Genomic DNA, 205 nt, shown 5'->3' with positions numbered 1-205 from the left:
ACTAGAAATTCTTTCTTTGATGCCATAGGGCTGCTAAATCTTCTTTTAATTTCTGCACCAAATTCTAACAATCTCTTGCTATCTTTTTCAGGAACTAATCCCCTTCTATCTGGACCAATATTCATTAATAAATTCGTTCCTCTGCCTACAGAGTAATAGTAAATACCCATTAGTTCATCTAAACTTTTTATTGTATCTTCATCCT

At 32.7% G+C, this 205-nt stretch carries 1 protein-coding gene; it reads right to left on the bottom strand.

The features are described 5' to 3' along the window. Positions 1-205, bottom strand: a 205-nt coding sequence (locus ACX6CF_RS27010; RefSeq protein ID WP_458788465.1) for an alpha-L-fucosidase, incomplete at both ends; no start/stop codon positions are given.

The organism is Vallitalea sediminicola (assembly GCF_054408565.1).
Note: the sequence above shows the minus strand (reverse complement) of the source record. Positions and strands in the feature narration are given on the sequence as shown.